We start from the raw sequence: 24,177 nt of genomic DNA, 5'->3' as shown, positions 1-24,177 counted from the left end.
CAACAAGATACGGGCACGGGTCAGTTTGCGAGCCGAGTGCTTTCCAGTCCTCAACAGGGTTTCTAGCTGTTGAACTTCGGCATCCGTTAAATCGACGATGTAACGCTTCTGACTCATAATGATCTTCCTGGATTTGAGTCACCTTACCAGAAATAACCCCACCAGGCAAAGTTCCCTTGGCAGACTACTAGGGCCTAGGGGGCAAATCATACTCGAATTCAGCAACGCCGGATTTTATCAGGTTAAAAACGGTGATTTTGAATAACTTGCATCTTTGGATACCTCGCATCTATCTTGCAGCTAAGATAAGCGACGAGTTCTGAACTATGAGGCCTCCTGGCTCTCGATCGGAACCCAAACCGAGACAGAGCCGCCCTTACAGGAGAACTCGCCCCAGCCGTACTCATCGGTCATCACAGGTCTAGCAATGTGTTCAGTGATGTCGATATAAAGACGGTTGGGCTGACCCACCTCCATCCATTTACTGCCGCCTGCCCCGTTGCTCAGCACCACTGCCATGCCACCCGGATGATCAGCGTTGCCAATGCGCGTCCAGCCAATCAGATTCGGATGATCAAAATAGTCATACTGGGAACCATAGGCATAGTTGCTCCGCGCCCATAGAAACTTGTCGATGATCCAGCGGTGACAGTCGAGCCAGATTTCGTGTTCGTTGCCGTCGTTGCCGCAGTCGCGATAGTGTGACCCGTAATAGTCGGCGTAGAAAACGCAGGGGTAGCCTTCGCGCCGCAGCAGGATTAAGGAGTAAGCGATCGGCTTAAACCAGGATTCCACGACCGATTCAAGCGACTGAAGCGGCTGGGAATCGTGATTGTCTACCAGCGTCACAGCGAGCGAAGGCTGCTGCTGCACCAGCGTATTGTCAAAAATCTGACGCATATCGTAGTGTTCACCACTTCGACTTGCCGCATGAAAATTGTAGTGGAGCGGCGCATCAAACAGAGCCACTTTTCCCTGGGTGAGCGAAATGAAATAGTGCAGTGCCTCAATTTCGTAAGACCAGTATTCGCCCACGGCAAACAGATCGCGCTGGGCATAGTGGCGAATGTGCTCAAACCAATCGTGGAAAAACTCGGCGGCAACGTGCTTCACCGCATCAAAGCGGAACCCGTCCACGTCGGTCAAGTCCATCAGCCATTCACCCCAATACTTTAATTCGCCGCGCACTTCGGGGTGTTCCATGTCCAGGTCGCAGCCCATCAGATAGTCATAGCTGCCTTTTTCCAGGTCAACGTTATCGTCAAACTGTTTGCCCTGGAGCAGATAAATGGCTTGCTCGTGCTCGTTCCATGAGTTGTAGTCGATCGCGTCAAAATGCCACCAGTGCCACTTCATGCTGGAGTATTTGTCGCCGCGTCCCGGAAAGTTAAAGTGCGTCCAGGCTTTAATTTTTTGATAGTCCCCGATCGGCGAGTAGCGATCTTCAGGATGAAACGGTGTAGCTTCAATTTCTTCCTGTTCGTCTGCGCCCATTTTGTGATTGAATACCACATCGGCATAAACGCGCAGTCCAGCTTGGTGTGCCGCTTTAATCGATCGCAAATATTCGTCTTTTGTGCCGTACTTTGTCCGAACCGTTCCCTTTTGATTAAATTCGCCTAAGTCGAATAAATCATATGCGCCATATCCTGGGTCTTCTACACCTGCATGACCTTTGTAGGCAGGCGGGAGCCAAAGTGACGTAATTCCCGCTTTCGCCAGATCAGCCGCATTTTTCTCAAGTTCTTTCCACAGGCTGCCGTCGCTCGGCACATACCAGTGGAAATATTGCATCATAACCCCATTCGGTTCAGACATTGGCTTATTGTAGTGGATTCAAAATAATGAAATTCGGCAAAATCAATCCGGGCAAAAACGCACACAAAAACGCACAGTAAATAATCGCTTGAGATGCTGACCCGTGCAAAAACTCCCTCAAAACTTCCAGGGTTTTTGCAAGCTGGGCAAACGCTCAAACTTTATTCCTGTGATATGAAATTTACTGGAGCGATCGGCTCTATGCCATCCATCGAAAGACTTTACTGTGGTGTCTGTCCTGGGATAGGCTATCGCTAAAAACGCAAGCCGCAATGTCAGAACTTAATGTCAAAACTAAATATCAAAACTGCAATCGAAGGGTGAAGAAATCAGGTTAGATTAAAGGCAAGATTTACAATAAGGTAGACTGATCCCCGGCGTTTTCCGCTAACACTTCCGGCGGTAAAACAGCGATCGGCGGCAGCATTAAAAACTTGATTAGCATTCCGGTCAGGGTCATCAGCAGAATTACGACAAATCCCATTTCCAGATAGTTCGGAACTGCAAAAGCAAGCTCCAAGTGATTGAGCTGACTAGATTTGAGCTGCCAAGAGAGCTGCTTGCCCTGCTGTCGCATAATGATCCCTTTGGGCAACTGCGAATTAGCCGGATTAGCTACGCCATTGGCTGTTAAAACTCCGATGGCGGTGGGAGCTGTGAGGCGAAATTCCAGCTCCAGAAACTCATCCGAATTGAGTGCGGGATCTGACTGCGCGATGAGTTTTTTGATCGATCGAAAGTCAAAGTCCAGGGTCAAGCGTTCTCGCTCGCGAAACAGTCCATGACGAGTCTGCACCTGCATACGAATCGGCAAATTGAGCGGTTTTTGCTTGCGCTGGCTCCAGTAGCCGCCCTTAAGGGGAATCGTCCCCGGTGGCTGAAAGAACTGGTTGAACCGGGTTTCCAGATCCTTCGCGCTGTAGAAAGGAATTTTGAGCCACAGTTCTTCTTCCGAAACCGCGTTGACCTGTCCGCCAAACTGTTGTGCCTTTTCTTTCACACTGTCCAGCCAGCTTGCGGCGATCGTCTCACTTAACCCCGACGGCACTTTCTCAAGCCGAATTCGCTGCACCCACTCCCCATGATTGGCATCCTTAAAGCTCAAGCCCGTTTCATATCGCACACAGCCCGACAGGAAGACGATCGCAATTAGCGCAATTCCCAGCACCCGCAGCCGCATCAACCCATGCCTCAAAGATCGCAGCAAAGTCAAACCCTCCTCTTACTCTCCCCGTGCCGCAACGCCCAGCTTCTCAAATAGAATCGGAGGCAAATAAGCTCCCCCTCCCACCCATTCTGGTGTGTCTCCCAGATCAACCAAGTGCTGAAAGGCTTCAAAAATGCTGCCCGCCACCATTGTATTTTTGACTCGTCCGACGATCTGCCCCTTTTCGACTTTGTAGCCCAGATCCAGGTTGACCGAAAACTCACCTGCCAACTGGTTTGACTGACCCGCGCCCAACACCTGATCCACAATTAAGCCTTCGTCCATGCTGGCAATGAGCCGATCGATCGACGTACTGCCCGGAGCCATACAGAGATTCACCATATCAGGAGCCGGACGCGATAAGCCGCCCCGAAACCCGTTTCCGGTAGACTGTTTGCCTGCTCTGGCTGCCCAGCGGCGATCCCAGTAAAAACCCTGCACGGTTCCGGCTTCGATGTATGCCTTCTTGTGGGTCGGGGTTCCTTCGTCGTCAAACGTACAGGCAGAGACGCCTAGACTCGGATCTTCAAAGATGTTCAGGCGCTCGTCAAACAGCTTTTCACCCACCTTATCCGCCAGCGGCGAGGCTTTTTGCACCACTGCCTGACCCGACAGCACCGTATCAAACAAACCGCCGATCGTGCTAGCGACTGCTCTGGGCAGAAACAACACCGGATAGGAGCCGCTCTGAATCGTTGCGCCGTGTTCGGCTCGCTGAAATTTTTGCAGTAGCTCGTTCAGGATGCGATCGTAGCTGGGAATGCCATCACGCGCCACGTCGTAGCTGTATGCCTCCAGAAAATCCTCGCCTCGCACCAAATTGCCGGAAACACTGGCACTCATGGTCTGGGTACTGCGCTCAGCGTAAACATCTTGATGGGTAGCAAGTTTGACTGTGCCCGATCGCACGTGAAAATTCACCCCCACCAGCACGTCTGGGTTATAGCGATGCACTTCCTGAATTAGAAACTCGCCCACCTCTACTAACTCAGAGGTAGCAGGCGGCTGAAAGCTCGATTGACCAGAACCGTCCCAGGCATGAAAGTTCGCGGCAAATTCGTACTCGACCAGACTGCCAATTTCTGAAGTTTGCACTGCCGCATCTACCAGATCTTCTAATCGCGTCAAATCAGTGGAACTGGCGAAGCCCAATCGTCCCTCGCGAATGACCCGCAGCGCAACGCCCTGAACGGCTTTCGTTTGCAGCGACTTTAGCCGATTGTTTTCAAACTCGATCGGCGTATCCTGACTGGAGACAAAATAGACTTCGGCAGCATCAGTTCGCTGGGCGGCAAGGTCGAGAATTTGTTGAAGAATCGAATCGTTCACGGTAAGCGCAATCTGAGGACTATCCCAATTCTAATGCTGGCTCAGCCAGACGAGTCCCCCCAGAATTAGCCCGATCACCCCCAGTGCCACCCAGATAAAGCCGTTGTCCTTTGTGTCCACCTGGCTCAGATCGATCGGCTCCAGCTCTGCCTGCGGTTGGGGACGGGCAGGACGCGCAGTAGGAGCCGGATAGGCAGACATCGCCTTGTTGCGCTCCTCGGCATCAGCAACGCCAGATAAATCGGGAATCTTCGTCATCCATTCTTCGCGGCGCTTTAGTTCGGGAGCCTTGAGAATGTAGAGCAATCGGCTACCTTCTTTGCGCGTTTTTAAGTTGGGATGGTTTTGGAGCTGCTCACACAGGGCGATCGCTTCGGTTTGCTGTCCGTTTGCCTGATATGCCGTCACCAGCCAGATCTGGGACTCGCCGCCCAACGTGGAATTTCGTCCCGCCAGATTCACCGCCTTTTCCAGAAACTCGACCGATCGGCGATATTCCCCTCGCTCAAAGGCTGCCTGCCCTGCCTGATACTGTTCCCGCGCCAGTTCTGTATTGTCCTCTGCCACGATCGCCTCTTGTGATTGCTTTTCTTTTTAACCTAGCGCAAACCTCTTCATCAGAAGTAGAGACTCACGGAGGATAATAGGCGAATACCCCAGAGCGTGAGCGAGATGTTTGCCGATACCTTTTACCTGATTCGATCGCGCCAGGATGGACAGTACCTCGTTGCCCGCCCTCGCCGTGCCGATGCCGCTCGATCAGACGATTTGCCAGAACAGCCTTCTGCCGGATTTGTGCTGCTGTTTGGTGAACATGCCGATGCCCTCAGCTATCTCAACAGCCATGCCCGCGAACTCGCCGATCGCTTTGCTGTCGAATCAATCCCCAAAACCCAGCTTGGCAGTTTGCTGAAACGGTGGAGCTTTGAAGGCTGCGGCATTGTTACTGATCCGCTCCTACCCAAGGTTGAATTTCTGCTGCGAGAGCGACGCTTGCCCTAGCGTCTTCTGCCTGCCTGAATTCCTGTCCGAATTTCCTTCGATCGACAGACGAAAACACTCGATCGCGCTGTCTAGGGTACGCAACAGTAGCAACCGTAAGCGATCGAAGGAATACAGGCAATGACCAAACACCAAGAAAAACATCACGACGATTACGACGAAAAATACACCGACCCTGAACTGCGACGACGGCTCAAAGATGAAATCATGGCATTGGACAAGGGCGGCGAACCGGGGCAGTGGTCAGCCCGCAAAAGTCAGCTTTTAGTGCGGGAATACGAGCAGCACGGCGGCGGCTATAAGGGCGAAAAAGACGAAGCCGCTCGATCGCTTGAAGCATGGTCGGAGCAAGACTGGCAAACGGAAGAGGGTGACGATCGTGCCCGCGAAGGCAATGTTACGAAACGGTATCTGCCAAAGGAAGTCTGGGAAAAGTTGACCGACGAGGAAAAGGCGGAAGCAGAGCGTACCAAAGAGGAAGCTTCAAAGCACGGTGAACAGCACGTTGGCTATACGCCTGCAATCAAACGTGCCCTGCACGAAGTCGAAGCCGAGCATCACCCCGATTCAGGCGAGCAGCAGCCTGACAAGAAAGGCTCTGAGAAAGATCCTGAGAACAAGACTTCCGATAAAAAACAAGCCAGCAAAAAGCAGTCTGAGTCGAAGCAGTCTGAAACCAAGCAGTCTGACAAGACCGACAAAAAGCAGTCTCAGCAGAAAGACAAATCGAATGATTCAAATGATTCAGAAGATAGCCTGAGCCAGAAGGAACTGTACGAGCAGGCAAAAGAATTGCAAATTGCAGGACGCAGCAAAATGTCGCGCGAAGAGCTAAAAGCCGCAATTCATAAGGCAAAGCAGTAAACGCAGCTATCAACAGGGTGTCGCTTCTTCGGTACAATACGATCCGCGAGTTTTTAGCGTCGATCGCCTTCTACCTTAGTTCTCTAACACCCTTCTAACCACCATGACGAAGCAATACCGCATCACGCTGTTACCGGGCGATGGCATTGGTCCCGAAATTATGACTGTCGCTGTAGCAGTGCTGAAGCGGGTCGGCGAGCTTTCAGGGATTGGGTTTCAGTTCAAAGAGGCTCTGGTGGGCGGGGCAGCGATCGACGCAACCGGAAATCCTTTGCCCGAGGAAACCCTGGCAACCTGTAAAGATAGCGATGCAGTCCTACTGGCGGCGATCGGCGGCTATAAGTGGGATACGTTACCCAATGCTCAGCGACCGGAGAAGGGTTTGCTGAATTTGCGGGCGGGTATGGAGCTATTCGCAAATCTACGTCCGGCGACAATTTTGCCGCAGCTCATCGATGCCTCCAGTCTGAAGCGAGAAGTCGTGGAAGGGGTGGACATTATGGTGGTGCGCGAACTGACAGGCGGCATTTATTTTGGGCAACCGAGGGGCATTTTTGCGTCAGAAACCGGAGAGCGGCGCGGCGTGAATACGATGGTGTACTCGGAAGGGGAGATCGATCGCATCGGGCGAGTTGCCTTTGAAACGGCTCAAAAGCGCAAAGGACGGCTCTGCTCAGTGGATAAGTCGAACGTGCTGGAAGTCTCTCAGCTCTGGCGGGAACGAATGACCCAGCTTGCGAGCGAATACTCCAACGTGGAGCTGTCTCATCTGTATGTGGATAATGCGGCGATGCAGTTGGTTCGTAGCCCCAAGCAGTTTGACACGATCGTTACCGGAAATCTATTTGGCGATATTCTCTCTGACGCTGCCGCTATGCTGACGGGAAGTATTGGCATGCTGCCCTCTGCTAGCCTGGGGTCATCGGGTCCGGGCTTGTTTGAACCCGTTCACGGTTCCGCTCCTGACATTGCTGGACAGGACAAGGCAAACCCGATCGCCCAGGTGCTTAGTGGCGCAATGATGCTGCGCTATGGCTTGAATGAACCGGAAGCTGCCGATCGCATCGAGCAAGCAGTTCTCAAAGTGCTGGATATGGGCTACCGCACGGGCGATATTATGTCCGAAGGGATGAAGGCAGTCGGCTGTCAGGCGATGGGTGAGGCATTGCTATCGGCTCTGGGCTAGCCCCCTATTTTGCTAAAATGCCGAAAAAATTGTGGCTATCCCTTGCTGGAATTCCATAAATCGATTAGAGTCTAGGTCGAGTTACGCCAGAGGCAATTCTCATGGTCTATGCATCCCGGCCCGCAGTTCCCGCAGGCATCCCTGTTGAAGAAGGCAGTCTTTCTGCCCTGCTCGACCCCTCGCTGTTGCAGGCAGCCCGCAATATCTACCGCACCTATTACGAAGTGCATCCCGATGAAGTGCAGCGTCCGCTTGGCGTGGCGATCGATCGATTTAGCCTGCGTGGCAAGCTGATTTTCAACGGTAAGCCCGTCCTGCTGCCCAAGGAATGCTTTATTCCCATTAGCCAGATCGAGCCGGGATTGCGATAAGCCGTCGATGACGCTCTCAGCTTCCGAAACAGCGATTCCTGATTCAGAAATTTCCTATGCGGCGATCGAGCAAGCTGCCGCCCGACTTGTCGATCGCGCTCAGATTACGCCTGTTCTCGGATCCCGCACGGTAAACGATCGCACCGGGGCACAAGTCTTTTTTAAGTGCGAAAACTTTCAGCGCACCGGGTCTTTTAAGTTTCGCGGCGCATTTAACGCTTTATCCCAGCTCACGCCCGAACAGAAGCAGCGCGGCGTTCTTGCTTTCTCGTCGGGCAATCACGCTCAGGGAATGGCGTTAGCAGGACAAATTCTGAATATTCCCACCACGATCGTTATGCCTCAGGACGCTCCTACCGTGAAACAGGCGGCAACCCGCAGCTATGGTGCAGAAGTGATTTTGTACGATCGCGCTTCTGTAAAACGGGAAGAACTCTGTGAGCAAATCGCGATCGAACGAGGGGCAACCGTAATCCCACCTTATGATCATCCAGACATTATTGCCGGACAGGGCACGGCAGCCAAAGAGCTGATTGAACAGGTTGGATCGCTCGATCTGCTGCTGGTTTGCTGTGGCGGGGGGGGGTTGCTTTCTGGGTGTGCGATCGCCGCTCATGCGCTCTCGCCTCAGTGTCGCGTGATTGGTGTCGAACCGGCTGCGGCTGACGATGCTACCCGATCGTTTTATACCCGTACCCTGCAAACCGTTCAGAACCCCGACACGATCGCCGACGGAGCCAGAACACCTTTCCTGGGCAAACTCACCTTTCCGCTGGTGCTGCGCCATGTGCAGGACATGGTAACGGTGAGCGATGAAGCACTGCTGCGATCGATGGCATTTCTCTGGGAGCGGCTCAAAATTGTGGTCGAGCCAACAGGTGCACTGGCAGCCGCTGCTCTGCTAGAAGGTATAGTGAAGGCTCCCGGAAGCCGAGTAGGCGTAATGATTAGCGGCGGTAATGTAGATTTGACCAAGATCGCGAGTTTACTAATTCACTAAATTCGCCGGGACTTTCCCGTCCATCCACTCATTCATCCACGCACCCGCTCTTCTACTTGCCCACCATCGCCCCTTCCTCAAACAGCTCCTGCGCCCGATCGCGAATCGCACACAAATTCACCACAAACCCACGTTTCAGCCGTCGTTCGATCAGCCCGATCGGCATGGTGCGAGGCGGCAGCACCCGAATTGTGTAGCTTAGCTCGGTGAGGCGATCGTTTAAGCGCAGCAAATCCCAGCTTCCCGAAAATTCCTTGAAGTCTCCTTCCACCATCTGAAACGCGATCCGATTGGGGAAACTTTCCACCATATCCAGCACAACTCGCGCCCGGAACTTGAAATTGAGGAATTTTTCTGCGCCGATTTGCTCGATGCGAATGCGGTGCGGATGAGAAAGTCGCTGGCTCTTTGCCAGGTTGGGCACAAAGTCTGCCAGACGATCGTAGTCCGTCAAAATCTGCCAGAGCTGCTCTGGTGGGTAGGTCAGTCGAATCCGGGCGGAAAGCTGGCGATGCCGTCCCTCAGCGCGATCGGTCGAAACCTCTACGTCTGCTGAATCGATCGGTTCTGCAACCGTCTCCTCGTTTTCTACGGGGTCGAGGGTGATGAAATCAGCTTGCAGTTCAGACTTCGCTTCCATAGATTCGGTGAAATAAACTTCAGTGCTGGAGGGGCGTTGGATGACTTGCGCTAGGCAATCCCTTAACAAAACTGGGGAAATTAACGGCAGAGCAGCGATCGTGAGCGGATGCCTCAGGAATGATGCCCAACCTTTACCTTATGATCACCTACATTTTCCGTTAATGCTACCTGATTCGATTTGCAAAATGGGTTTCTCAGAACTCATCAAAATAACTAAATTGAGTAGATTTGAGATAGATCACCTGTTCTTTTCCTATGATGATGGGAAAGGAGTTCATTTGATCTGATCTTCGACCATAACCCCTGCGGGTCTAAACTAACCGCTCTGACCGCGAAACCAGATCCGTGAATTCCCGCTATGATTCAGTACGCTGATTTTTTGCAAACGCTCAGCAAACCGATAAGCAAGAACGATCGCATTCCCTATGGTTTCAGCCCCTACTCGTATCGCGATGGCTCCAGTAATTGGCACGGTCAAAGGACCGGGGGAGAACGGCAACCAGTACGTTTTCATTACTGCCGATAACCGTCAGGTCAAAATCGGTGAATTTGTTTATTACCAAGCCACCATGTCGGGAGAAAACGGCTCTGAACCGTTGGTACTGCAAATCCTGGGGAAAATTTCCGATCGCCGCCTGCTGGATCATTTGCCCGATCGCATTTTTGCCGATACGGAAATCAGCCCGGAAACGATCGCCGCGCTGGTGGGTTTTGTCCATCCCAACCCGGAGATCTACGAAGTGACGGTCGAGGTGATTGGTCATTTTCATCCGGCATTAGGGTTTATGAACCCCCGACTCACGCCCGATCCGGGGGCAAAGGTTTATTTGGCAACCAACGATCGCCTCAAAGAAGTTCTGAGCAAAAAGCAGCCCGGAGCCATCGGGTCTGCCCATATTGGTTCGCTGCTACTGCGTGATCCCCAGGCAGTGCCGATCGCCCTGGATGTCAAGGAACTCGTCAGCACCCACATGGCCATCCTGGCAGGTACAGGCTCCGGGAAATCCTACACCGCAGGCGTGCTGGTCGAAGAACTGTTGTCGCCCCACAACCGCGCTGCCGTCCTGATTTTTGACCCTCACGGTGAATACGGCACGCTGGCAGAACTGCGTGGACACCCTGCCTTCACTGCCCCCGACGGCTACGCGCCCCAGGTCAAAGTTCTGACGCCCGAAGATGTGAAAATCCGCATCTCGTCGCTGGACTACTACGATATTTTGACCTTGCTGCCGGAAATGAGCGATCGTCAGCAGTCGATTTTGAATAAGGCGTTTGTGATTGTCCGCAAGCACCGCTATGGAGATTACCGCTGGGGAGTGCAGGATCTGATTGCGGCTGTGTTTGAAGCCGATCGCACCCAGGACGACGAAGGCAACGAAAAAGTGGGAACCTCGGCTCCGGCGATCGAGTGGAAGCTGGAAAAACTGGCGCGATCGTCCTATTTCGACACCATGCAACACCTTTCGCCCAAGGATCTCTTTGCACCCGGACAAGTCACCGTTTTGCAAATGAACGAAATTAGCCAGGAGGAACAGCAGGTGATTTGCGCGGCAGTGCTGCGGCAGGCAAACCAGGCACGCATGAACACCCAAAAGGAGCTAATTACCCCAGACGACGAGAATTACTTGCCTTATCCGGTGTTTGTCTTGATCGAGGAAGCCCACCGATTTGCACCCGCCCACGAACCCTCGCGCTGCAAAATGATTCTGCGAACGATTCTTAGCGAAGGACGAAAGTTCGGCTTGGGCATGGGGCTGATTACCCAGCGTCCCGGCAAGCTCGATGCGGATGTGCTGTCGCAGTGTATGAGTCAGTTCATTATGCGAATCGTGAATCCGGTAGACCAGGACAGCCTCAAATACGGGGTAGAAGCCGCCGGACGCGATCTGCTCAAGGAACTTCCCTCCCTCACCAAAGGACAGGTCATCATCTCAGGAGCCTGCGTCAATACGCCTGTGCTGTGCCAAGTACGAAAACGCCTCACCAAACATGGCGGCGAGACCCTGGACGCTCCCCAGGAATGGCAAAAATTCTTCCAGTCTCATCAGGTGGAAGCCCGCAAAATTGAAGAAGCTCCAGTTGCAAGCCGATCGCGCCCCAAAACTTACAAAGGCTTGAGTATGGATTGAGCTTAATTCAGATTGGGTTGGCTCCTATTTATTACCAGCAGAACGTCATGCCGCAAAGTAAACAAACTTAACACAAACCTTAAATCATTCTAAAGCGCTTACCCAAATTAAATGGGGGGATCAATGGGTAAAATTCCCCTACTCAAGAAGGGTGCGCTAAGCAATCATAGATATATAGATAAAAGCTGCTGGCGCCCTGATATAGCCAGTTTTTCAAAAATCATCAACCCCACGATTAGGTTGATAGTTATAAACACCAGACTCCAGGCTCCGGCTTGGGGTCTAATTGTTTTTAAACCGCTTCTAAGATGAAAAAGCCTCTCCAGTTAGAAGAGGTTCATGGGTGAATCAAAAGCATTGTTGCGATTAACTCTGAATTTCTAACTCTGATTTTTCAAAGCCTGCACAATCTCCTGCGCGAGCTGTTTACTCCACACCTGCTCAAACGGGCAGGAAACTTTGCTGTCTTCTCGCTCAAACCAGGTGAGGGCTTCTTCAAGCTGGCTTACAGAATAGGTGTCATTAATCAGCATTTTGGTCAAAAGAGAGCGCACAATCATTGCCTGAGCATCATTCAACATCAGCATCAGCAGGGCTCCTGGCGATCGCGCTTGGACAAAATCACCATCGCTTTATCGATATCCCGCACTTTTATCGATCGCAGGGCAGCGAGAAGCGATCGAATCAATGCAACTTCGTCATCGGTGAGTGTGACCATAGGTTAACCTTACTAAGATTATTCTGATTTTATCCGCATAGCCGCATATCCGCAAGTTCAGATGAAACAATATCTGTTGTGCCGATGTACCTTGTGTATTCAGTGAGTGCTAAAAAACGTCCTGAACTTAGAATTTACCTGGATTCTGACTTAGATAAGTTGGTCAAGACGATCGCCACAATTCGGGAAGAGTCAATCAGTGCAGTCGTCGCTGAAGCACTGGAACTATGGTTACAGCAGCCTAAACAGCAGGAAATCATTGAAAAACACAGGCTTGACGAACTGGATTGAGGGAAGGGCGAGAAGAGTAAGTGGCAGCGAGCAAGAGGAAACCAGAAATTCGGGTATTTGTTGAACGAGATTTAGATCGTCTCCTGAAAGTTCTGGCGGGTATTAAAGACACCTCCCTCAGCGGCTTGGTCAATGAAGCGATCGAGTTTTACCTGAATCACAACACTGAGGTACAAAACCTGATCGATCGGTTTAATCTGGAGGATCTGAGCAATTTAGAGGATTAAAGTGATACTCACGTTTTATATCCGGGGGTTAAACGTTCTATATCTGGCGGCTAAAGTAGAAATAAGCGAAACCGACTGGAATTGATGGCGAAGATTGCGCTGCTGATTGGGGTAAGTGAATACGGCAAGGGATTATCTAAATTGCCTGGAACGCAAGGCGATCTGGAAATGATGCGGCGTGTCTTGGAGAATCCTCAAGTGGGCGGATTTGATCAGGTTCAGGTCTTGTCAAATCCCGATCGGACTGAGATGGAATCGGCGATCGAAATGGTGTTGACCGAGAATCGCAGTTCTGAAGACCTGATTCTTATCTACTTTTCTGGGCATGGCGTAAGGGATGACGACGGGACGCTCTATTTTGCGACTCGCATCACTGAAACGAACGCACAGGGACGGATTTGGGTTTCAAAAGCGATTCCTGCTAGTGCGGTGCAAGGTTATATGAGCCGGAGTCGATCGCAGCGGCAGATTTTGATTTTAGATTGTTGCTTTAGCGGAGCCTTTGCCAAAGACATGACGGCACGAAAGGCAGAGGTCGTTGCTGTTGATGTGAAATTGCACCTTGGCGGTGAAGGACGAGCCGTATTAACTGCCTCAACTGCAACCCAGTTTTCCTATGAACAGGAGGGAGGAGGCATCTACACCCGCTATCTCGTACAGGGGTTAGAAACCGGAGCCGCCGATCGCGATGGTAATGGACAGATTACCGTTGATGAACTCCACGAATACGCCCGAGAAAAAGTCCGGGAAGCCGCTCCGACGATGCAGCCTGAAATTTATGCCGCGCGAGAAGGCTACAAGATTTTCATTGCCCGTGCCCCGCAGGGCGATCCGCGATTGATCTACCGTAAAGAATTGGACGATCGGGCAAAACAAAAGCGGGGCAAACTTTCTCCAATCGATCGACGGGCATTGAACTATCGCAGCGAGGAATTACACATAGCGCCCTCGGAAGCAGAGCAAATTGCCCGAGAAGTGCTACAGCCTTACCAGGAGTTTTGGCGTAAGCTCAACGAGTTTGAACAAGCAGTCAAAGAAACTGTGGAATATGACCCAGGCCTGAGTGCAGACAGTTTGGATGATTTGCGATATTTCCAGCAGGTTTTGAAACTACGCGATGAAGATGTTCTTCCCATTCTCAAGCCCTTTAACCTGACGCTCAATCCTCCATACTTGACCGATTCCCCGACTTCTGCAAATAAACCCGTGCAAGGAGAATCAGCAGGCGCAAAAGCAACCGTCACTGTCGAAAGGAAACCTGAGAGACCAAGCAATCGGGCTACGCCAGAAGATGATCTCAGTTCAGAAAAAGGAATTGACTACACTAAGCTCCGTGACCTGTTGAAAGCGCAAAACTGGTACGCCGCAGACAATGAAACCTACAAGGTAATGATTCAGGCTGTGGGTAGTAAAGAGGGAGATTGGTTCACATCAGAGGAACTGTTGAACTTTCCCTGCACCGATCTCAAAACGATCGACCAACTATGGGTGAAATACAGCGAAGGCAAATTTGGTTTCAGCGTCCAGAAGCAAATTTATGTAGAGTGCGGTGCTAAACTGGACGGCGAATATCCAGGAGCGCAAATCTGGGAGAAGTTTTGCGATCGTGTCGGCTGGCGCAAGGATGGTAAGTGGCTGAACTATCGAGACCTCAACCCTTCTAATTCCTCCCCAAAAGGGATTTTCCCTGCTTGTGTTTGGGGTGGGGTGAAAAATTTATGGGTGGTGGTGGGGTATTGGTGTTGGTGAGGTCTCTTCTCTCGCACAGAGACTTGTGAACTGTAGCACAAGCCAGTCCTGAGCTTTTTTTAAGTTTTATTTCTGGTGTTCTTTTCTACATAAAACCCCCCTTTCGGCGATCCGTTACCTGGCACCGTATTGGCTACTCTGTATTTTTCTCTATTAGTGAAGAAGTAATGCTGATAAATTTGGGGTCAAAGCAGTTCGCCAGCACAAATTTCTCAGCCACTTTGCGAATCTCCTCCGCAGGCGCATCCCACTCTTCCCACAGGCTTTTCTGCCCTGGGCTAACTTTGGTCGGTTTTCCTCGCGCTCTCAGCTTTGCCAGCAGCTTACTGCCCCAGTGATTCTTTTTTTCGGGTTTCGGTTTCGGCTTGTATTTCTTGCAAAACTTGCGATAGGCTGCGGCGCAAATCTCCAGCGTTGTCCCCAGTGCCAGAAATGCCGGATGCCATTGGGTGATGCCGTCGTGGGTCAAACGGTCATAGGTTCCGTAGTTGCTGAAATCATAGAAAAAGCCCTGCTGCATATTTGCGGCTTTCGGATTGCCGTGGATATAGCGTAATGTGTTTAACGCCCTGCGTTTGTCGCTGGCTGGAAACCCGGTACTGTGATATCGCTTTTCCCAGAAATGCCCGGTACGGTTCAACATCTGGTTAAAACACATGGCGGTGTACCAGTTCAACCAGTGCATAATCTGAGGCAAATGGTCAGGCTGCTGCGGCTCCAGCAAGTAATGAACGTGGTTGCTCATAATGCAGAGCGCGTAAAGCTTAAAGCCATATTTGTCCTGACACCGTTTAATCGCAAACAGCAGCACTTCTCGACATTCCGATCGCGTCAAACGAAATTCTCGATTATTGCAGCGAGTCGTGATGTGATAGCAGTAGCCCGACCGAAGCTCCCGACGCTGGCGCGGCATACAGAGCAGCTTTCATTCACTGAAGGAACACTGGCAGTATCAGCCATTTCCTACTGAGACGATCGCTGCTCTAAACTGGAGGGGCGATCGCTGGAGTGGAGACGAGTATGGAATCGGCAGTTTACCAAATTAGTGCCTTTTGGGATGCAGATGCAGCCGTATGGGTTGCAACCAGTGATGATGTACCGGGATTAGCAACCGAAGCGGAGACGATCGAAGCATTGAGTCAAAAGTTGAGGGACATCGTTCCTGACTTGCTGATGACCAATCATGTAATTTCCGCAGACTATGCAGGTGCGATCGCGATTCAACTCATCAGCCATCGGCAGGAATTGATTGAGGTTGCCTTATAAATGGCTGCATCTCTGACACCTGCGCTCAAGAAAATATTGGTAGAAGCAGGGTGTTTCTTTGAGCGTCAAGGAAAAGGCGATCATGAAATCTGGTATAGCCCGATTAACGATCGACGATTTGTTGTAGATAGTTCAATCAAATCTCGCCACACAGCAAATGCAGTTCTCAAGCAAGCGGGATTACCAAAGGCGTTCTAACATACAGACGTTCAATTGGTATAAACGCACTGGTTTAGCTTCAGGCTAAAATTGAACATTCCAGCTTTCAGGCACAGCCCTTTAACGACAAATTCTCCAATTCTCCTAATGGCAAACCCACTCGATCGCCTCAAACGACTGCCCTGGATGGAGCTATTGCTCAATGCGCTGCTAACGGCACTCTGCGTCACCGTGGCAGAATTTATCCTGGTGATTTTGATGCGGGCATTGACGATCGTGGCTCAGATTGCGATCGTGCTGTTGAATCCGCCGTTAGGAATTTTGACTCAGCTTGCGATCGGGGTTGGGATTGGCGCATTAGCGGTTGTGCTGCTGGAGCGTTTCTTTCCCCAGGTGCGAATCGATACGGGCACGCTCTGGGCGTTGATTCCCTGTCTGATTGTGGCAATGATTGCAAGAACGCTGCTGCCGTCTCCGGTAAGTCTAATTAGCACCAGTCAGATTACCGCAGTGGCAATCCTGCTTGGCGTATTTTGGCGCGGCAGACGCTACTGGCGATACTGGCGGTAACGGGTGATGGGTCAAGGCAAAAAGCCGATAAGGAAGCGATCGAATCAGCGATCGTCCTGATGCAGGAACTCCCCTGTTTAATGCGTTACGCTGCGCTAACACATCCGACGCGAACCTTCCTGATCTGATATTCCAAGTCCCCCGAATTGGGGGATTTAGGGGGCAGTGCAACACCTTCCTAAGCCGGAACCACAATCCGCTCCGTTCCCGATAGCTCAAATGCCGCGTGAACCGCCTGGAGTGCCCGCACGCCGTCTTCTTCAGACACCACGCAGCTAATTTTGATTTCCGAAGTCGCAATCATCTGGATATTGATTTTCTCTTTTGACAGCGCATCAAACATTTTGGCAGCGACCCCCGGTTTTCCGACCATTCCGGTTCCGACAACGCTGACTTTCGCGATCGATTGATCCACGATCACTTCTCCGCATCCCAGCTCCGCAGCAGCAGCATCGAAAATTGCTTTTGCTTCGTCTGCGTCTGCCTGCGCCACCGTAAAGGCAATATCGCGGGTAGCAGTGCCATCAATCAAGCGGCATCGCTGCGACTGAATGATCATGTCTACGCTGATGTTGCGATCGGCAAGCAAGGTAAACACCCTGGCTGCCATGCCGGGGCGATCGGGAACATGGCGAATGGCGAGACGGGCTTGCTTCAGATCCAGAGCGGCTCCGCGTACCGGAGGAATGTCAATGTCAGCCTTTCCACCTGGGGCCTTGAGCGGGGAAGTATGAACTTCAAATTCGCGACAGAGGGCGGCAATGGCTCGATCGCAGTCTGCCGCATCGATCGCACAGCTCACTTTTACTTCCGAGGTCGAAATCATCTGGATATTCACGCCTGCCGCTGCCAACGTGCGGAACATTTGCGCCGCCACCCCCGGACGACCAATCATCCCCGCTCCGGCAATGCTGACCTTTGCCATTTGGCGTTCCACCAGGACTTCCGCTTCTCCTGTGGTGGGGTCGCTGTAGTTTCGCAGCACAGGCGCGATCGCTGCCGCCACTGCTTCTGCCCGGTTGAGGGAATTTTTGACGACCGTAAAGGCAATATCGTTGCTGTTGCCTTCGTGAATCGACTGAATGATCAAATCCACGTCCAGGTCTTGCTGGGCAATTTCGCCAAACAGCTTTGCTGCCACGCCGGGGCGATCGGGCACGCGCAGCATTGCGATTTTTGCCTGATCCGTATCAAACTCGATCGCATCCACCGCATTGGCAATTTCCAGCCCTTCTAGCGGACGGGGTTGGCGAATCGGAGACATCACACGGGTTCCCGGATCGTCTGACCAGCTCGATCGCACCACCAGCATCACGCCATAGTTACGGGCAATTTCAACCGATCGCGGGTGCAGCACTTTCGCCCCCAAGCTGGCAAGCTCCAGCATTTCATCTGAGGTAATTTCGCGCATCAGGTGAGCATCGGGAACCAGTCGCGGATCGGTCGTGAGGATGCCGGGAACGTCTGTATAAATTTCGCAGCAGTCCGCTCGTAAAGCCGCCGCCAGTGCCACAGCAGAGGTATCGGAGCCGCCCCGTCCCAGCGTGGTAATTTCCAGATCTTCTAAACTCGTGATGCCCTGAAATCCTGCCACCACAACCACTTTACCATCCTGCAAATGCCGTTCTAGGCGATCGGTTGCGACGCTGAGAATTCGGGCGCGGGTATGCTCTGCCTCGGTCACAATGCCAACCTGTGTCCCCGTCATCGAGATTGCGGGCTGTCCAGCTTCCTGAAGTGCCATGCTCAGCAGGGCGATTGTTACCTGTTCCCCGGTCGAGAGCAGCATATCCATCTCGCGCCGATTCGGATTGGCAGAAATGTCGTGCGCCAGTTTCACCAAACCATCGGTGGTTTTACCCATCGCAGACACGACAACTACCACACGATGACCACCCTTAACGGTTTGCAGGACTCGCTGAGCCACTGCCTGAATTCGCTCTACCGTTCCAACTGACGTGCCGCCGTACTTCTGAACAATCAGTGCCATAGCTTTTGTGAACTGCCCAACCTGCTGGAGATGAATGAGGTGACCGGGAAATGCAGGGATCTAGCTCCTTTTTATGCGCTGCTAGCCTGTTTCTAACTCACCCGATCGAGGTAAATCGAGATACTTATGATCAGGATCGATCCGATCTAATAAAGGTAGCAGAGTCTTGGTGCGATCGAGCAAATGCTTTGGATTTCCTGACAATTTCCTCGGTGCGCTTAACCAGCTTAACCATATTTAATTTCCCCTCACTTGTCCCTTTTGCCCACTCACCGCATAATGGGGCAGGAGACTTCGCCTTACCCTAGGGAGCGTCGGGCAGGGTGGAGTCTCTCACCTGAAGACTTTGATTGCATCCCCGTTTCGCTACAGCAATCTGGAAAAGCCAGGTCAGCAAGATTCCTAAACCTCGTACACTAGTGAAAGATATCGGCTGTTCAAAAGCCGACGAATTCTATTGACTTTCACGAAAAATCCTATGTCTCAAGCGTCTGGCGATCTGGCAATTCAACTCAGCGATCTGCGACAGGAAGCGCAGCAGGCGATCGCCTCTACCACCAGCCTGGATGACCTCGAACAGCTCCGCATTCGCTATCTGGGCAAAAAGGGCAGTCTTTCCCAGGTACTCGGCGCAATGGGCAAGGTGGATGCGGCGGAACGTCCTCGCATTGGGTCGCTGGCAAACGAAGTCAAGGAAGTCATCCAGGGCGAGCTGGAGCAAAAGAAATCGGGATTGCAAGCGGCGGCGATCGAGGCAAGATTGGCAGCAGAAGCGATCGATGTGACGATGCCGGGAACGTTTCGTCCGCAGGGTCATACTCACCCGCTCACCAGCACGATCGATCGGGCGTTGGATATCTTTGTGGGCTTGGGCTACACCGTGGCGCAGGGTCCCGAAATGGAAACCGACTACTACAACTTCGAGGCACTGAATACGCCCGCCGACCACCCTGCCCGCGATATGCAGGACACCTTCTACCTGCCGGACGGCAACTTGCTGCGGACGCACACCTCCTCTGTGCAGATTCGCTATATGGAAAATAATGAGCCTCCGATTCGGGTTGCGGCTCCCGGTCGGGTCTATCGTCGGGATACCGTTGATGCGACCCACGCTGCCGTATTCCACCAAATTGAAATTCTGGCGATCGATGAAGGGCTGACCTTTACCGACTTGCGCGGCACAATCAAAATCTTCCTCGAATCGATGTTTGGCGATATCGAAGTGCGGTTCCGCCCCAGCTTCTTCCCCTTCACCGAACCGTCTGCCGAAGTAGACGTGAAATGGCGCGGTCGCTGGCTGGAAGTCCTGGGCTGCGGCATGGTCGATCCGAATGTGCTTAAATCCGTCGGCTATGACCCAGAAATTTACACTGGATTTGCTGCCGGATTTGGCGTCGAGCGTTTCGCGATGGTGCTGCACCAGATTGATGATATTCGCCGCCTGTATGCCAGTGATTTGCGCTTTTTGAGGCAGTTCTAGCTTTTTGAGGCAGTTCTAGAGTAAAGGCAGTTAGGAAGGCAGTCAGGAAGGTGAGAGGGGATAGATCGTTAAAGTACGGGAGTTAGAAAGTACAGGAGTTAGATAGGGCGTTGGAACCACCTTTGGCCTCAATCACGAGCCGCATGATTTCCTATTCTCCTGTCCCCTCATCCCCCACTGTTCCACTCCCTCTCACCTCATCTCCAAACTGCTGCACTGCCTGCCCGATCGCCTCTCTCAAATTTGCATATTTCTTAGCAAAGGGCGGTTGCCATTCACCCATTCCAAGTAAATCAGAGGTCACAAGCACCTGACCATCGCAGTGATCGCCTGCGCCAATGCCGATTGTCGGAATCGTGAGCTTTTCAGTGATTTGGGCGGCTAAGTCTGCGGGGATGTGTTCCAGGATGATCGAAAAGGCTCCGGCTGCCTGGAGGGCGATCGATTCTTCCAGGATGCGGGCAGCGGCTTCGGGGGAAGTGCCCTGCTTGCGAAATCCACCAAGCTGATGGACGGATTGGGGCGTGAGTCCGACATGACCCATCACGGGAATGCCTGCCTGAACCAGCCGTTTCACGGTTTCTGCCATTGCCGGATAGCCGCCTTCGAGCTTGACTGCCTGGACTCCGGCTTCCTTGAGTGCCCGTCCTGCCGATCGCATTGCCTGCACCGCATCTTCCTGATAGCTCAGAAACGGCAGATCAAGCACCAGTAGAGCATTTTTGACCGCTCGACGGACGGCTTTGGCATGGTGCAGAATTTCGTCCAGCGTCAGGGGCACGGTCGTTTCATAGCCCAGGGCGACCATTGCCAGGGAATCGCCCACCAAAATCACATCCACCCCCGACTGATCCAGCACTTGCGCGATCAGATAGTCCCAGGCAGTCAGGACTACAATTTTCCGTCCCTGCTGTTTGTAACGAATGAGCTGCTGTGTGGTGACTGCCATAAATGCTTGACCGACGATAAATGTAATGATTTGTGGGTGAATTAAATTCTCGCTCCCGCGAGGGACAGGATTTCTCCTACCATTTCTTTGAGAGTATCAGGAAGACTTGACACTGTGCGGAGACAGCCATGACCCAGGAGCCAAAATCCCCTTCTAAAGCCGCCACCCTTCAGCGTTTGCTGGGACAATTCAGCGGCATTGCTCAGACAGTGCTGGCAGCAGGCGTGAAGCTCGGTGGCAATTTGCTGCGATCGGCTGGAAAACTTTGGTGGAATACAATTCTGCCCTTTGTGCAAGGGTTGCTCCCGGCTCCCTGGAATCGTCGTTTGTCGAAACCTGTTCTCACCGGAATCACGATCGCCCTACTCACTCTGCTCTTGTGGCTTGCTTCTACGCTGTCTCGCCCTGCGGTTTCTTCGGTTGAGGAGCCTCCGACTTCCAGCCAGGAGCTGCGCGCTCCCGAATCCAGGGCTTCTCGTCCTGAACCTGCCCTCTCGCCCGAAAAGCTGATCCGCCTTCAGGAAAAGCTGGCGCAGGTGACAGAATCCTACGGCGAGGCATTTATCCTATCTGTGCAGCCCGGAGTCCGGCATCATCTAACGTTGACTCTAGGCGATCGTTGGTATAGCCTGCCTGCTGAAACTCAAGACCAGCTGGCCCGCGAACTCTGGGAGCGATCGCGCCAGTTTGACTTTACGCAGCTCGAAATTCTTGATCTAGAAGACCAGCGCATTGCCCGGAGTCCGGTGGTGGGGCAACAAATGCTAATTTTGAAGCGATCGGGGCGTCTGCCTGTGATTGAGCCGCAGTTTTCCGAAGGGGTTGAGCCTTCTCCAGAACTTGCTCCAGCAGACGTTTTAGAACCTGTTCTGGAACCCGCCTTAGAACCCGAAACTCCTTTTTTGGAATCGCCAGACCTGTAGAAGCCTGTAAAAGAAGGTTGGAGCAGTATATTGACTCCTTTGTTCCGTTGTTCAGTTTGGGTAGTAATGCCTTCTTTGCAACCTGCCCTTAACGCTCCTCGGCTTTAATAATGTGAAATCCGTTTAGAATGCCGATCGTCTCAACGTAGTAGGACGGCAATGACCCATCCAGCAGCGACGGCAGCAGCGGATCGAGAGACAGGTTGGTTTGATAGACGCTCCACAGCCCGTAATTCTCGCGACGTGTTCCCTTGGCAACTAGGCTGGCGATCGCGGTCTGATTGTCCTGAATTGCCTGACTGCAAGCACCCGTGAGCAGGCTACCTGCATCGGGGCAAACTTCGGTCTGCAAATATTCGCTGAGTCGCTCGGTCGCGTATTGATCGAACGATGCTGGGCGTGGGTTCGTGATTGCCAGTGCTGCTCCCAGTCCTGCAAAAACAATGCCTGCAATGGTCAGTCTGCGAAAATGTTTCATGCTCGATCGCCCAATTGCTGAACTCAAATTACCTATCTCCCGCTTGATTATGACATCTAGATCAACTGTGAAGCAGGATGCTATAATGACTAACGCATGGCGAGCGTGGCCAAGTGGTTAAGGCAGCGGATTGTGGTTCCGCCACTCGGGGGTTCGAGTCCCCTCGTTCGCCCTCAAAAAGGGATTGCAGCACTCACCATTTGCAATATCTACTAAGCGTTAGAAGGCAAACTGGGTTCTGAGGTTCCACTGTGTGATCTATCCTGCTGTTGCTCTTTCAGCAAAAGACTAAAACAAAGCCCCTAACTGCGACCGAGTTGAGGGGCAAAATTTTGGAGCTATCTCAGCAAAGTCGTCATTTTAGGCAGGATTTTAGGCAAGATTTCAGCCAATCAGTTTGCCTCAGCAGCAGAACAGAGCAATTAATCCTTGTCGTACAGATCTAAGCCCAGCCCAAACTTAGCGGCAGCACGGCGAAACGCCATCGATTCCGCGTTGCTGGAAGGATCGCCATAGCTGCCGCAGTCAAGCAGTTCTTGTCCGGTTGCGGTGCGAACAAAATCACCTTCTTCGGCGTGAATGGTCAGCGAGTAGGTCAGCACAATCCGTTCCCCCATCACCTGAATGTGGGTAATTTCCCCTTCCCAGGCCGGTGCGTAGAAGTCGAGCAGTTTTGCGACGTGATACCAGGGAATATAGTCTAGATAGCTGACTTTCCCAGTTCTGCGGTCTTTTTTCTCAAGCTGTCCGATAAAGCGACGGGGAATGGGTTTTGCTAGGTCAGCCAGGATATCGGCGATCGGACGCCTAAACGTTTTGTGCAGCGATTGCTCGGTTTGTGGCTTGAGAGGGGTTACTTTAGCGTGAGTCATCGTTCAAAATCCTTGAAGTCGAGTCGCTCTTGATGAAATTTGACTAGGTAGAGTCTGACCTTAAGTGGCTTCAAAAGTGGCTTCAGAAATGGCTTCAATATATTGGGCTTGTAGTTCAATTGTACTAAATCTTTCTGGAAATGACCATATTCGAGCAGCAAAAGAATTTTTTAGACAAGGTGGCGATCGTCACTGGTGGAGCACAGGGCATTGGCAAAGCGATCGCGCTGCGGCTGTTGCAGGCAGGAGCACGAGTGATAATTGCTGACCAAGATGCTGAGGCAGGACAAGAGACGATCGAGGAATATCGAGAACTGGGACAGGTGCGGTTTGTGAAAACCGATGTGGCAGATGAAACAGCAGTTCGATCGATGGTGGAGCAAACGATCGCAGAATTTAATCGCCTGGATCTTCTGGTGAACAATGCGGGGATTGCTAATCCAAACAATGAGCCGATCGAACAGCTCACTCTGGAACGCTGGAATCGAATGCTGGGCGTTAACCTGACGGGTGTGTTTCTCTGCACAAAATATGCCGTTCCCTATCTGAGGCGGCAGAGCGGAGCAATTGTCAATATTGCCTCCACGAGAGCAGCGATGTCTGAACCTGATACCGAAGCTTATTCCACTACAAAGGGTGGACTAGTCGCGTTGACCCATGCGCTGGCAAATAGCCTCGGTCCTCAAATTCGCGTGAACTGTATCAGTCCGGGCTGGATTGCGGTCAGTGAATGGCAAAAGCGATCGAAGCGTCGCCTACCAAAACTCAGCGAAGCCGACCATCAGCAGCACCCGGTGGGACGAGTTGGTAAACCCGAAGATATTGCAGCGATGGTGCTTTATCTGGCTTCAGAGGAAGCTGGATTTATTACAGGTGTGAATCTGACGATTGATGGTGGAATGACGCACAAGATGACTTATTTAGGATAGTCTCTGGCATTGCTGCATCACCGTTTTA

At 52.1% G+C, this 24,177-nt stretch carries 28 protein-coding genes and 1 tRNA gene; 17 read left to right on the top strand and 12 right to left on the bottom strand.

Translation table 11 applies throughout. The features are described 5' to 3' along the window. Positions 1-324: 324 nt before the first annotated feature. From NDA02_RS15485 to NDA02_RS15470, 4 genes are all read right to left on the bottom strand, one after another. On the bottom strand, positions 325-1,818 hold the full coding sequence (locus NDA02_RS15485) for an alpha-amylase (protein WP_190792338.1): 1,494 nt from the start codon (positions 1,816-1,818) through the stop codon (positions 325-327). A 352-nt stretch (positions 1,819-2,170) separates the two neighbouring features. Continuing rightward, the gene (locus tag NDA02_RS15480) at positions 2,171-3,025 is read right to left on the bottom strand and encodes a DUF3153 domain-containing protein (protein WP_190792337.1); all 855 of its coding nucleotides are present in this window, start codon (positions 3,023-3,025) and stop codon (positions 2,171-2,173) included. Positions 3,026-3,040: 15 nt separating this feature from the next. Then, positions 3,041-4,354 (bottom strand): TldD/PmbA family protein, encoded by a 1,314-nt coding sequence (locus NDA02_RS15475; RefSeq protein ID WP_348255241.1) that lies wholly within the window; start codon positions 4,352-4,354, stop codon positions 3,041-3,043. 30 nt (positions 4,355-4,384) lie between these two features. Continuing rightward, positions 4,385-4,921 (bottom strand): hypothetical protein, encoded by a 537-nt coding sequence (locus NDA02_RS15470; RefSeq protein ID WP_190790656.1) that lies wholly within the window; start codon positions 4,919-4,921, stop codon positions 4,385-4,387. 105 nt (positions 4,922-5,026) lie between these two features. On the opposite strand from NDA02_RS15470, the gene NDA02_RS15465 reads away from it, so the two are divergent. From NDA02_RS15465 to NDA02_RS15445, 5 genes are all read left to right on the top strand, one after another. Then, the gene (locus NDA02_RS15465; protein ID WP_190790658.1) at positions 5,027-5,356 is read left to right on the top strand and encodes a hypothetical protein; all 330 of its coding nucleotides are present in this window, start codon (positions 5,027-5,029) and stop codon (positions 5,354-5,356) included. A gap of 120 nt (positions 5,357-5,476) precedes the next feature. Further along, on the top strand, positions 5,477-6,220 hold the full coding sequence (locus NDA02_RS15460; RefSeq protein WP_190790655.1) for a hypothetical protein: 744 nt from the start codon (positions 5,477-5,479) through the stop codon (positions 6,218-6,220). Between the two features lie 103 nt (positions 6,221-6,323). Next, positions 6,324-7,406, top strand: a complete 1,083-nt coding sequence (gene leuB, locus NDA02_RS15455) for a 3-isopropylmalate dehydrogenase (RefSeq protein WP_190790654.1) — start codon at positions 6,324-6,326, stop codon at positions 7,404-7,406. A 101-nt stretch (positions 7,407-7,507) separates the two neighbouring features. Continuing rightward, positions 7,508-7,777, top strand: a complete 270-nt coding sequence (locus NDA02_RS15450) for a hypothetical protein (protein ID WP_242067187.1) — start codon at positions 7,508-7,510, stop codon at positions 7,775-7,777. Positions 7,778-7,784: 7 nt separating this feature from the next. Next, positions 7,785-8,777: a threo-3-hydroxy-L-aspartate ammonia-lyase gene (locus NDA02_RS15445; RefSeq protein WP_190790653.1), complete on the top strand. Its 993-nt coding sequence runs from the start codon at positions 7,785-7,787 to the stop codon at positions 8,775-8,777. 52 nt (positions 8,778-8,829) lie between these two features. On the opposite strand, the gene NDA02_RS15440 is transcribed toward NDA02_RS15445, so the two are convergent. Then, positions 8,830-9,417 (bottom strand): SRPBCC family protein, encoded by a 588-nt coding sequence (locus tag NDA02_RS15440; protein WP_190790652.1) that lies wholly within the window; start codon positions 9,415-9,417, stop codon positions 8,830-8,832. Between the two features lie 427 nt (positions 9,418-9,844). On the opposite strand from NDA02_RS15440, the gene NDA02_RS15435 reads away from it, so the two are divergent. Then, a complete protein-coding gene (locus NDA02_RS15435; RefSeq protein WP_190790651.1) occupies positions 9,845-11,548 on the top strand; it encodes an ATP-binding protein in 1,704 nt (567 codons plus the stop codon). Positions 11,549-11,928: 380 nt separating this feature from the next. On the opposite strand, the gene NDA02_RS15430 is transcribed toward NDA02_RS15435, so the two are convergent. Both NDA02_RS15430 and NDA02_RS15425 read right to left on the bottom strand, forming a co-directional pair. Further along, positions 11,929-12,135, bottom strand: coding sequence for a hypothetical protein (locus NDA02_RS15430; RefSeq protein ID WP_190790650.1), 207 nt, complete (start codon positions 12,133-12,135; stop codon positions 11,929-11,931). Then, positions 12,135-12,266 carry a hypothetical protein gene (locus NDA02_RS15425; protein ID WP_277879050.1) on the bottom strand — a complete coding sequence of 44 codons (132 nt, stop codon included), beginning with the start codon at positions 12,264-12,266 and terminating at the stop codon, positions 12,135-12,137. The genes NDA02_RS15430 and NDA02_RS15425 overlap by 1 nt, the downstream gene beginning before the upstream one ends. A 102-nt stretch (positions 12,267-12,368) precedes the next feature. On the opposite strand from NDA02_RS15425, the gene NDA02_RS15420 reads away from it, so the two are divergent. The 3 genes from NDA02_RS15420 to NDA02_RS15410 all read left to right on the top strand — a co-directional run bounded on the left by NDA02_RS15420 (position 12,369) and on the right by NDA02_RS15410 (position 14,533). Further along, a complete protein-coding gene (locus tag NDA02_RS15420; RefSeq protein WP_348255239.1) occupies positions 12,369-12,557 on the top strand; it encodes a hypothetical protein in 189 nt (62 codons plus the stop codon). Positions 12,558-12,577: 20 nt separating this feature from the next. After that, entirely contained in the window at positions 12,578-12,784 is a 207-nt protein-coding gene (locus NDA02_RS15415) for a toxin-antitoxin system HicB family antitoxin (RefSeq protein ID WP_190793829.1), read from the top strand. Positions 12,785-12,868: 84 nt separating this feature from the next. After that, on the top strand, positions 12,869-14,533 hold the full coding sequence (locus tag NDA02_RS15410) for a GUN4 domain-containing protein (protein WP_348255237.1): 1,665 nt from the start codon (positions 12,869-12,871) through the stop codon (positions 14,531-14,533). 133 nt (positions 14,534-14,666) lie between these two features. On the opposite strand, the gene NDA02_RS15405 is transcribed toward NDA02_RS15410, so the two are convergent. Continuing rightward, positions 14,667-15,446, bottom strand: coding sequence for a transposase (locus tag NDA02_RS15405; RefSeq protein WP_348255235.1), 780 nt, complete (start codon positions 15,444-15,446; stop codon positions 14,667-14,669). Positions 15,447-15,553: 107 nt separating this feature from the next. Here NDA02_RS15405 and NDA02_RS15400 point away from each other — a divergent pair, with 107 nt between their 5' ends. The 4 genes from NDA02_RS15400 (at position 15,554) to NDA02_RS15385 (ending at position 16,656) form a co-directional block, all read left to right on the top strand. Next, positions 15,554-15,799 carry a DUF1902 domain-containing protein gene (locus tag NDA02_RS15400; RefSeq protein ID WP_348255233.1) on the top strand — a complete coding sequence of 82 codons (246 nt, stop codon included), beginning with the start codon at positions 15,554-15,556 and terminating at the stop codon, positions 15,797-15,799. Then, positions 15,800-15,997: a type II toxin-antitoxin system HicA family toxin gene (locus NDA02_RS15395; RefSeq protein WP_190793825.1), complete on the top strand. Its 198-nt coding sequence runs from the start codon at positions 15,800-15,802 to the stop codon at positions 15,995-15,997. Positions 15,998-16,105: 108 nt separating this feature from the next. Then, positions 16,106-16,528 carry a peptide chain release factor 1 gene (locus tag NDA02_RS15390; RefSeq protein WP_348255232.1) on the top strand — a complete coding sequence of 141 codons (423 nt, stop codon included), beginning with the start codon at positions 16,106-16,108 and terminating at the stop codon, positions 16,526-16,528. Beyond that, positions 16,492-16,656, top strand: coding sequence for a hypothetical protein (locus NDA02_RS15385; RefSeq protein WP_348255231.1), 165 nt, complete (start codon positions 16,492-16,494; stop codon positions 16,654-16,656). Before NDA02_RS15390 ends, NDA02_RS15385 begins: the two co-directional genes overlap by 37 nt. Before the next feature lie 50 nt (positions 16,657-16,706). Here NDA02_RS15385 and NDA02_RS15380 read toward each other — a convergent pair whose 3' ends face one another. Continuing rightward, positions 16,707-18,518: an aspartate kinase gene (locus tag NDA02_RS15380; protein WP_348255229.1), complete on the bottom strand. Its 1,812-nt coding sequence runs from the start codon at positions 18,516-18,518 to the stop codon at positions 16,707-16,709. Between the two features lie 478 nt (positions 18,519-18,996). Here NDA02_RS15380 and pheS point away from each other — a divergent pair, with 478 nt between their 5' ends. Beyond that, positions 18,997-19,998, top strand: a complete 1,002-nt coding sequence (pheS, locus tag NDA02_RS15375) for a phenylalanine--tRNA ligase subunit alpha (RefSeq protein ID WP_348255227.1) — start codon at positions 18,997-18,999, stop codon at positions 19,996-19,998. 151 nt (positions 19,999-20,149) lie between these two features. Here the strand turns inward: pheS and panB are convergent, their stop codons facing one another. Continuing rightward, positions 20,150-20,947, bottom strand: coding sequence for a 3-methyl-2-oxobutanoate hydroxymethyltransferase (panB, locus tag NDA02_RS15370; protein WP_190793821.1), 798 nt, complete (start codon positions 20,945-20,947; stop codon positions 20,150-20,152). 128 nt (positions 20,948-21,075) lie between these two features. On the opposite strand from panB, the gene NDA02_RS15365 reads away from it, so the two are divergent. Further along, positions 21,076-21,870 (top strand): hypothetical protein, encoded by a 795-nt coding sequence (locus NDA02_RS15365; protein ID WP_190793820.1) that lies wholly within the window; start codon positions 21,076-21,078, stop codon positions 21,868-21,870. A gap of 88 nt (positions 21,871-21,958) precedes the next feature. On the opposite strand, the gene NDA02_RS15360 is transcribed toward NDA02_RS15365, so the two are convergent. After that, a complete protein-coding gene (locus tag NDA02_RS15360) occupies positions 21,959-22,375 on the bottom strand; it encodes a DUF4359 domain-containing protein (protein ID WP_190793819.1) in 417 nt (138 codons plus the stop codon). 72 nt (positions 22,376-22,447) lie between these two features. Here NDA02_RS15360 and NDA02_RS15355 point away from each other — a divergent pair. Then, a tRNA-His gene (locus tag NDA02_RS15355) sits at positions 22,448-22,520 on the top strand. Positions 22,521-22,770: 250 nt separating this feature from the next. On the opposite strand, the gene NDA02_RS15350 is transcribed toward NDA02_RS15355, so the two are convergent. Then, on the bottom strand, positions 22,771-23,220 hold the full coding sequence (locus NDA02_RS15350; RefSeq protein WP_190793818.1) for a DUF1071 domain-containing protein: 450 nt from the start codon (positions 23,218-23,220) through the stop codon (positions 22,771-22,773). Positions 23,221-23,360: 140 nt separating this feature from the next. On the opposite strand from NDA02_RS15350, the gene NDA02_RS15345 reads away from it, so the two are divergent. Then, positions 23,361-24,149 carry an SDR family oxidoreductase gene (locus NDA02_RS15345; protein WP_190793817.1) on the top strand — a complete coding sequence of 263 codons (789 nt, stop codon included), beginning with the start codon at positions 23,361-23,363 and terminating at the stop codon, positions 24,147-24,149. Positions 24,150-24,177: the final 28 nt, after the last annotated feature.

Origin of the sequence: Leptolyngbya sp. ST-U4 (assembly GCF_039962215.1) — a bacterium.
GTDB lineage: Bacteria > Cyanobacteriota > Cyanobacteriia > Elainellales > Elainellaceae > Leptolyngbya_A.
The sequence above is the reverse complement of the archived record's forward strand: the minus strand, read 5'-3'. Positions and strand labels throughout refer to the sequence as shown.